We start from the raw sequence: 7,741 nt of genomic DNA, 5'->3' as shown, positions 1-7,741 counted from the left end.
TAAACCAAAATTAACTCCGTTCGACTTGCATGTGTTAAGCGTGCCGCCAGCGTTCGTCCTGAGCCAGGATCAAACTCTTTATTAAATAGTATATATCACTCTCTGTCTCCAGAGTTTGAAATATCTTAATCCTGTTCAATAACGCTTGCGTTATTACTGCGCATTTTTTACTCTTGCTTGAGTTGTTTCCTCATTACAAGGAATCTCAAGGGTCGTTACTTTTTTCTTAGCATTGTTCAATTTTCAAGATGCTGTGCCGTCACACTCTCTCGCGGCGACTTAATTATTATAGCACGCTATTTGCGGTTTGTCAACTCAAATTTTGTTGTGATTTTCATTCGGGTTTTAGCGATTTTCAACAATCAACATATAGGCGCATATATTTTGTTTAAAACTCAACCCTCAGACTGTTGCTTTTTTCCCGAAGATCCCTGCAAAAACAGCCGCCGCAGTCATAATGAGAGCCGCCGCTGCCGCCAAAGAAAGCGCACATCCCGTGTTATTCTCCATTTTCAGATCCTTTCCGTCCCCACGAAGTATACGGTGTTATTCTTTATTTTAAACTCAGGCAGATTTTCGACAAACTTGCTGAACTTCGAGTAACCGAAAGTCTTGACGTCGAAATCGGGCAGCTTGGCGCAGAGCTGCTTTTTCAGCTCGCCGAGGTTATAGCCCTTCGTGCCGTTCGTGCGGACGACAGCCGCCAGCGCCACCTCCACGCGTTCAAGGTCAGTCGCCTTGGTTTTTAGCGAGACAAGGATACTGCTGCCCACCTGACGGAAGCTGAGGCAGTCGAAGTCCTTCAGGAACTGTGAAAACTTGGAATAGCCGTAGTTTCTGACATCGAAATCGGGGTAGCGTCCCTGAAGGCGGCTCCCGAGCTCACCGATATTTATCTCGTCCTCGAGGTTAGCATTTTCCGCGATAATTCGGATAATAGCGGGCTCAAGCATCTTCATCTCGACTATCTCGTTCTCGGCAGTAGGCTGTATCTCCTCCTCCGCGAGGACTTCGAGGTACTTGAACGCATTGCACGCGGTACTGAAAGGTTTCGGAGTCTTCTTCTCGCCCATTCCGATGACGTGCTTGCCCGACTCCCTGAGACGTATCGCAAGCCTCGTAAAATCGCTGTCGCTGGACACGATGCAGAAACCGTCCACATTATTCGAGTAGAGGATATCCATCGCGTCGATTATCATAGCGGAGTCGGTCGCATTCTTGCCGGTGGTATAGCTGTACTGCTGGACAGGCGTGATAGCGTTGTCGAGCGCCATATTCTTCCAGCCCGCAAGGTTCGGGCGGGTCCAGTCGCCGTAAACTCGCTTGTAAGTGACGATACCGTAGTTAGACAGCTCGTCGAGGATATTCTTCGTATACTTTGCCGCGACATTATCGGCGTCGATAAGCACGGCATATCTCATTTCGTCAGTCATTTTCCACCTCTTATTATTGGCATCAAGAGCCGTATAAGTCAAGTATACACCAATTTGCCGCCCTTTGCAAGCAAAATCCGCAAAAAAGAAAAAATCCCGATGCACAAAGCTTCGGGATTTGTTAATGCCAAGGTTATTACCCCAGCACTATGGAGCGGATTACGAGGCTCGAACTCGCTACCTCCACCTTGGCAAGGTGGCGCTCTACCAGATGAGCTAAATCCGCATTGTGGTGCTTCCGGTCGGAATCGAACCAACGACACGAGGATTTTCAGTCCTCTGCTCTACCGACTGAGCTACAGAAGCACAGATGGCGACCCGGATGAGGCTCGAACTCACGACCTCTAGCGTGACAGGCTAGCGTTCTAACCAACTGAACTACCGGGCCAAAAAGTGGTGGGGACTATAGGGCTCGAACCTATGACCCTCTGCTTGTAAGGCAGATGCTCTCCCAGCTGAGCTAAACCCCCACATAAACCTTTTATTCCGTCAGCCGAACGCTGTCTGTTGACTATCAGTCCCCTGACGACGAAATTAATTATATCACACCTTTCCGGATTTGTCAAGCACTTTTTTCAAAAAATTCCAAAAATTTTTTATATCCCGATTTTTCGGGAAGTATGAGCCGTCCTGTCTGTATTATTGTCTGCGGACAGATGATATCCGCCCGCAGACTCTGATATATTTATCCCTTGAGCTCCACACGTCTTATCTTTCCGCTGATAGTTTTGGGGAGCTCGTCGCGGAACTCGACTATTCTCGGGTACTTATAAGGAGCAGTATGCTTCTTGACGTAGTCCTGTATCTCCTTTTTGAGCTCGTCGGTGCCTTCCTTGCCCTTCACGAGCACGACAGAAGCCTTGACCACCTGACCTCTTACGGGGTCGGGAGCGGCGCTGACACCGCACTCCAGAACATACGGAAGCTCCATGATAACGCTCTCTATCTCGAACGGTCCGATGCGGTAGCCCGACGACTTGATAACATCGTCAACACGACCGACGTACCAGAAGTAGCCGTCCTCGTCCTTCCACGCGGTATCGCCCGTGTGGTACATACCGTCGTGCCATACTTCCTTGGTTTTTTCCTCGTCGTTGTAGTATCCGAGGAAAAGTCCCGCGGGAATACCCTTGTCGAGGCGGATGACTATCTCGCCCGTCTCGCCCGTCTTGCAGGGCTTGCCGTCTGGGTCTACGATATCCACATCGTACATGACGCTCGGCTTGCCCATAGAGCCGGGACGAGCCGTCATGCCGACGAAATTTCCGATAGACAGCGTAGTTTCGGTCTGACCGAAGCCCTCCATGAGCTTCACGCCCGTAGCATTGAGGAACTGATTGTACACCTCGGGATTGAGAGCCTCGCCCGCAACGGTCGCGTACTTGATACTGCTGAGGTCGTACTTGCTGAGGTCCTCTTTTATAAAGAAGCGGTACATCGTAGGCGGCGCGCAGAACGTCGTGATGTTGTACTTCTTGAACATCGGGAGTATCTTGTTCGCGTCGAATCGGTCAAAGTCGTAGACGAAAACGCAGGTCTCGCTGAGCCACTGTCCGTAGAGTTTGCCCCACAGAGCCTTGCCCCAGCCCGTATCGGAGATAGTGAAGTGTATGCCGTTGGGGTCGACGTTATGCCAGTAGCGCGCAGTGATGAAGTGACCGAGCGCATAGAGGTGGCAGTGCGTAGCAATTTTCGGATAGCCCGTCGTACCCGAAGTAAAGAACATGAGGTTAGGCTCTCTGCCGCAGGAGAGGAGCTCGGGGTCGGTCGGACGCTCGAAAGAATCGCTCTGCTCAGCGATACCCTTGTCGAAGTCAGCCCAGCCCTCGCGCTCGCCGTGGACCATCATACGGAGTATATCCATGCCGCACTCCTCGACAGCGAGGTCGACCTGATGAGCAACGTCGCCGTCGCCCGTGCAGACGATAGCCTTCACGCCCGCCGCCTTGAAACGGTAGGTGAAGTCATGCTGAACGAGCTGATTCGTCGCAGGGATAACGATAGCGCCGATCTTATGGAGCGCGATTATCGAGAACCAGAACTGATAGTGTCTCTTGAGGACGAGCATGACCTTGTCGCCCTTCTTAATGCCCATCGACCTGAAATAATTCGCGGTCATATTCGAGTATTTCTTTATTTCGGCAAATGTAAAGCGACGCTCCTCCATTTCGTTTGACACATATATGAGAGCCGTCTTATCAGGACATTTCTCCGCGAGCGCGTCAACGACGTCGAAACCGAAGTTGAACGTACTCTCGTTCTTGAACTTTATACTTGTGAGAGCGCCGTTCTCATCTGTCTCGCAGTCAACGAACCTGTCAGCAATGGGGTCCTTGATATTGGCGAGGTCGAAGTTGGTAACACCGGGGAGAATAACGGGCTCGAGGTTGGATATAGCGTGAGTGGGCTTCTCGTTCTGCCCGAAAACAACGGCATAGAATCGGCACTCATGACCGCCTACCGCCCATTCGTCGTGGGGCTCTGAGCTGTCGTAGTAGATAGAGTCGCCCTCGCTGAGCACCTCAACATTGTCGCCGACCTGCACTTTCAGCTGACCGCTGATGATGATATCGAGCTCCTGCCCCTCATGAGTATGGGGGTGCGGAACGCGGAATTTCTCGTCAACATAGGGGATAGTAACGAGGAAGGGCTCGCCTATCTTGTTGCGGAATTTCGGAGCAAGGCGCAGATAGCTGAGACCCTTTCTTCTCGCAATGGGAAGCCCCTCGCCCGCTCTGGTGATATCGAAGCTGTTGATACGGGGAGACTCGCCCTCCATGAGGTCAGCTATCTCTACGCCGCACACATTCGCGAACTTATATATAAAAGTGAAGCTGAAATCCTTTGCACCGCCCTCATAGGCGAGGTATTCATAGGTCGATATACCGACCTTTTCAGCCATTTCCTCGGGAGTCAGACCCACGGATTCGCGGGTTAGCCTGATTCGCTCGGCGACCTCTCTAATTTTAAACTCGGGATTGATATTACTCACAGCAAGCCTGCTCCTTTCAAAAGAATCGTCAGAAAATATGATATAAAGCGAATTACCGCCATTAGCAGCACATTATCAATTATATCACTGTTGGGATTTTCTGTCAACATCAATTTTGCCTCCGCGCAGATATACGCTCGGTAGTATTCACAAAAAATATTCATTTTCGTAAATTGTCAAAACTTTACAGAAAGTAACATTTCTTTCCAGAATGCATAATTTTCATATTACAGACCTGATAAACGCCGCCTGATATTACTTGTGGTAATAAAAAACGTTGTACAAAACGTAGATTTTTATTGGTGAAATCACCAAATCTTACCTCTTCCCCTTTAAAACAGAAGGGGTATGTGATAGAATTAGACTTAGGAACGGCAAGTTTCAAGATTCGGAAAGGAGGTGCAGTGTCATGTTCGGCAAAATCTTCAAAAAGACCTATTCGATAGCACTTGCGATGTCTATCGTTTGCTGCGTATCACCTCTGGCATTTTTCACCTCCTCGGTGAACGAAGGCGATTCCGCGCAGGTCACACAGGAGGACTTGAAAGACCTTGCAAACCAGATAGCGATAATGGTCAACGAAGCACGCACCGAGCACGGCTTGCAGCCGCTCTACGTCGCCCCATATCTCTGCGACTGCTCGAACGTTCGCGTAAGAGAATCCGTATTCAAATTCAGCCACGAGCGTCCGACAAACGAGAACTTCGATTCCGTCATGGACACGACCCTCGCGCCGTATCTTTCGGCAGCCGAGAACCTCGCAGCCTCCGAAGACCCATGCACAGCGGAGGACGCATTCGCACAGTGGCAAAACTCCGACGAGGGTCACTGGGACGCTATCCTCGACCCCGATATGACGCATATGGGCGTAGCAGTCACCTACGAGCACAAGGACAGAAACTCCGAAACCTTCAGGGAAGACCCGTTTGAATGGTACTGGGAGCTTCTGCTCATACAGGTGCAGAAAGACCCCAACTGTGCCCTGCTCGTCGACGACCCCGACAATCCGGGCAAAAAGAAGAGGGTATACACCGCCGACATCGAGCTCAACGGCCAGTATCTTCCGACGCGGTATGAAATAATCCCCGAGTCCACAGGTGACCTCTCGGGCGACGGAGTAGTGGATTCATTCGACTACATCACAATATTACAGTACATCGAGTATCAGGACGCGCTCGCGAAGATGAAAGCGGGCAAGGAATACAACGAGGAGCTGCTGAAGCACCCCAAGACATTCAACGCGCTCCAGAAAGAAGCAGCCGACTGCTTCAAGGACGGCGTCATCAACATCAACGACGCAAAGGTATTGCAGAAATACGTTCTCGGCGAGGTAAGGACCCTGCCGTACGAATTCTGACATCAGGCAAAGGAAATACGACAGAAAAGGTGTGTTCATAAAAAAGGACGGCGGACCCCCTGCCACTCACAGCGGGGTCTGCCGTCTTTTTGCGTATATTGCAGCCTGTCCGTGTACTCAGCTCTTGTCGCCGAGCATATTGTTCACAGCGCTGACCAGTGCCTTTATCGAGGAGGTGATGATATCGTTGTCGATACCCGTGCCCCAGTAGCTCCTGCCCGTGCCCGTGACTATCTCGACGTAAGAGACAGCCTTAGACGCCGAGCCGACCTCCAGAGCGTGCTCGGTGTAGGCGTTGATGTTGAAGTCAGCGCCCGTATAGGAGCGCAGAGCGTTGCTGACCGCGTCAAGACGGCCGTTGCCCGTATCGGTCGCAGTGACGCGCTTGCCGTTGTAGTCGAAGGACACCGTCGCCTCGATACCGTCGCGCTGTACGAAGTGCGTCTCGGTCACGCATATCGGTGAGGTTATGTCCACGAATCTCTGCTTGAAAATGCCGTAGACCTCGTCGGGGAGAAGCTCCTTGTGCTTCTTGTCGGAGACGTCCTTGACGATGTACCCGAGCTTCTCGCGCATCTTTTTCGGGAGGTCGTAGCCGAAGCGCGTCTCGAGAATGTAACCGATGCCGCCCTTGCCCGACTGACTGTTAATGCGGATAACGTCCGCAGAGTATTCACGTCCTATATCTTCGGGGTCGAGCGGGAGATACGGAACGCTCCAGCGGTCGGTGTGCCCCTCGGCGCGCCACTTCATACCCTTGGCGATAGCGTCCTGATGCGAGCCGCTGAACGCCGCAAACACGAGCTTCCCCGTGTAGGGCTGACGCTCGTTGACCGCCATGCCCGTCAGGCGCGAGTATACCTCGTTTATCGCGGGTATATCGCTGAGGTCGAGCTGCGGGTCAACGCCCTGAGTGTACATATTCATCGCAAGCGTGATGATATCGACGTTGCCCGTGCGCTCGCCGTTGCCGAAGAGAGTCCCCTCCACGCGTTCTGCTCCCGCGAGCAGACCCATTTCCGTGTCCGCAACAGCACAGCCGCGGTCGTTGTGGGGGTGAAGCGAGACGATGACATTTTCGCGGTATTTCAGGTTCTCGCACATATATTCCACCTGATTTGCGTAAACGTGCGGCATCGAGAGCTGCACGGTCACGGGGAGGTTGATGATGACCTTATCCTCGGGAGCGGGCTTCCACACGTCGAGCACGGCGTTGCATATCTCGAGGGCAAATTCGGGCTCGGTACCCGTAAAGCTCTCGGGCGAATACTCGAATCGGTAATTCCCCTCGTACTTTTCACGGTATTCCTTGCAGAGCTTCGCGCCCGACACGGCGATATCGATTATCTCCTCGCGGCTCTTGCGGAAGACCTGCTCGCGCTGAGCAACGGAGGTGGAGTTATAGAGGTGGACTATCGCATTCTTGCAGCCGCGCAGAGCCTCGAAGGTCTTTTCGATAATGTGCTCGCGTGATTGTGTGAGCACCTGGATAGTCACATCGTCGGGGATGAGGTCATCCTCGATGAGAGTGCGGCAGAAGTCGTACTCGGTCTCGGAAGCGGCAGGGAAGCCTATCTCGATCTCCTTGAATCCGATATCGACCAGAACCTTGAAGAATTCGAGTTTTTCGCCGAGCCCCATAGGGATGACGAGTGCCTGATTGCCGTCGCGCAGGTCGACGCTGCACCATGTCGGCGCCTTATCGACGTAGGAGCGCTCGGTCCATTTCATCGCAGTCTTCGGAGCTTCAAAGAACTGCCGTGTGTACTTGCTTACATTTTTCATTGTCGCCATAGTTATGCCTCCTTGTATAAGCTGTTGACACGAGGGTAACAAAAAAGTCCCCTCCATGCCCTGCATGGAAGAGACGAAGTTACGAATATCTCCGTGGTACCACTCTTCTTGGCGTAAAGAAATACGCCCGCTCATCTGCGCCTGTAAACGCATATCCCTGTAACG

General features: G+C 52.1%; 4 protein-coding genes, 4 tRNA genes, 1 rRNA gene and 1 other annotated feature (1 of these 10 cut by a window edge). Of the genes, 1 reads left to right on the top strand and 8 read right to left on the bottom strand.

Annotated elements, in window-relative coordinates:
• The 7 genes from BMX22_RS16720 to BMX22_RS13705 all read right to left on the bottom strand — a co-directional run.
• Positions 1-85: ribosomal RNA gene (locus BMX22_RS16720) — 16S ribosomal RNA — on the bottom strand; the annotation flags it as partial.
• 427 nt (positions 86-512) lie between these two features.
• Positions 513-1,433, bottom strand: coding sequence for an NYN domain-containing protein (locus BMX22_RS13730; protein ID WP_074742987.1), 921 nt, complete (start codon positions 1,431-1,433; stop codon positions 513-515).
• A 150-nt stretch (positions 1,434-1,583) separates the two neighbouring features.
• Positions 1,584-1,659 (bottom strand) — tRNA-Gly (locus BMX22_RS13725).
• A gap of 4 nt (positions 1,660-1,663) precedes the next feature.
• Positions 1,664-1,739 (bottom strand) — tRNA-Phe (locus tag BMX22_RS13720).
• A 5-nt stretch (positions 1,740-1,744) separates the two neighbouring features.
• Positions 1,745-1,821, bottom strand: a tRNA-Asp gene (locus BMX22_RS13715).
• Positions 1,822-1,827: 6 nt separating this feature from the next.
• Positions 1,828-1,903 (bottom strand) — tRNA-Val (locus tag BMX22_RS13710).
• A gap of 215 nt (positions 1,904-2,118) precedes the next feature.
• Positions 2,119-4,425 carry an AMP-binding protein gene (locus BMX22_RS13705; protein ID WP_074742986.1) on the bottom strand — a complete coding sequence of 769 codons (2,307 nt, stop codon included), beginning with the start codon at positions 4,423-4,425 and terminating at the stop codon, positions 2,119-2,121.
• A 409-nt stretch (positions 4,426-4,834) separates the two neighbouring features.
• On the opposite strand from BMX22_RS13705, the gene BMX22_RS13700 reads away from it, so the two are divergent.
• Positions 4,835-5,782 (top strand): CAP domain-containing protein, encoded by a 948-nt coding sequence (locus BMX22_RS13700; protein ID WP_074742984.1) that lies wholly within the window; start codon positions 4,835-4,837, stop codon positions 5,780-5,782.
• Between the two features lie 117 nt (positions 5,783-5,899).
• Here BMX22_RS13700 and BMX22_RS13695 read toward each other — a convergent pair whose 3' ends face one another.
• The gene (locus tag BMX22_RS13695) at positions 5,900-7,567 is read right to left on the bottom strand and encodes a 2-isopropylmalate synthase (protein ID WP_143055539.1); all 1,668 of its coding nucleotides are present in this window, start codon (positions 7,565-7,567) and stop codon (positions 5,900-5,902) included.
• Between the two features lie 75 nt (positions 7,568-7,642).
• Positions 7,643-7,741, bottom strand: a binding site (T-box leader) (it continues 146 nt past the right edge of the window).

The sequence above is a fragment of the Ruminococcus sp. YRD2003 genome (assembly GCA_900109435.1).
GTDB classification, from domain to species: Bacteria; Bacillota; Clostridia; order Oscillospirales; family Ruminococcaceae; genus Ruminococcus; species Ruminococcus flavefaciens_G.
Note: the sequence above shows the minus strand (reverse complement) of the source record. Positions and strands in the feature narration are given on the sequence as shown.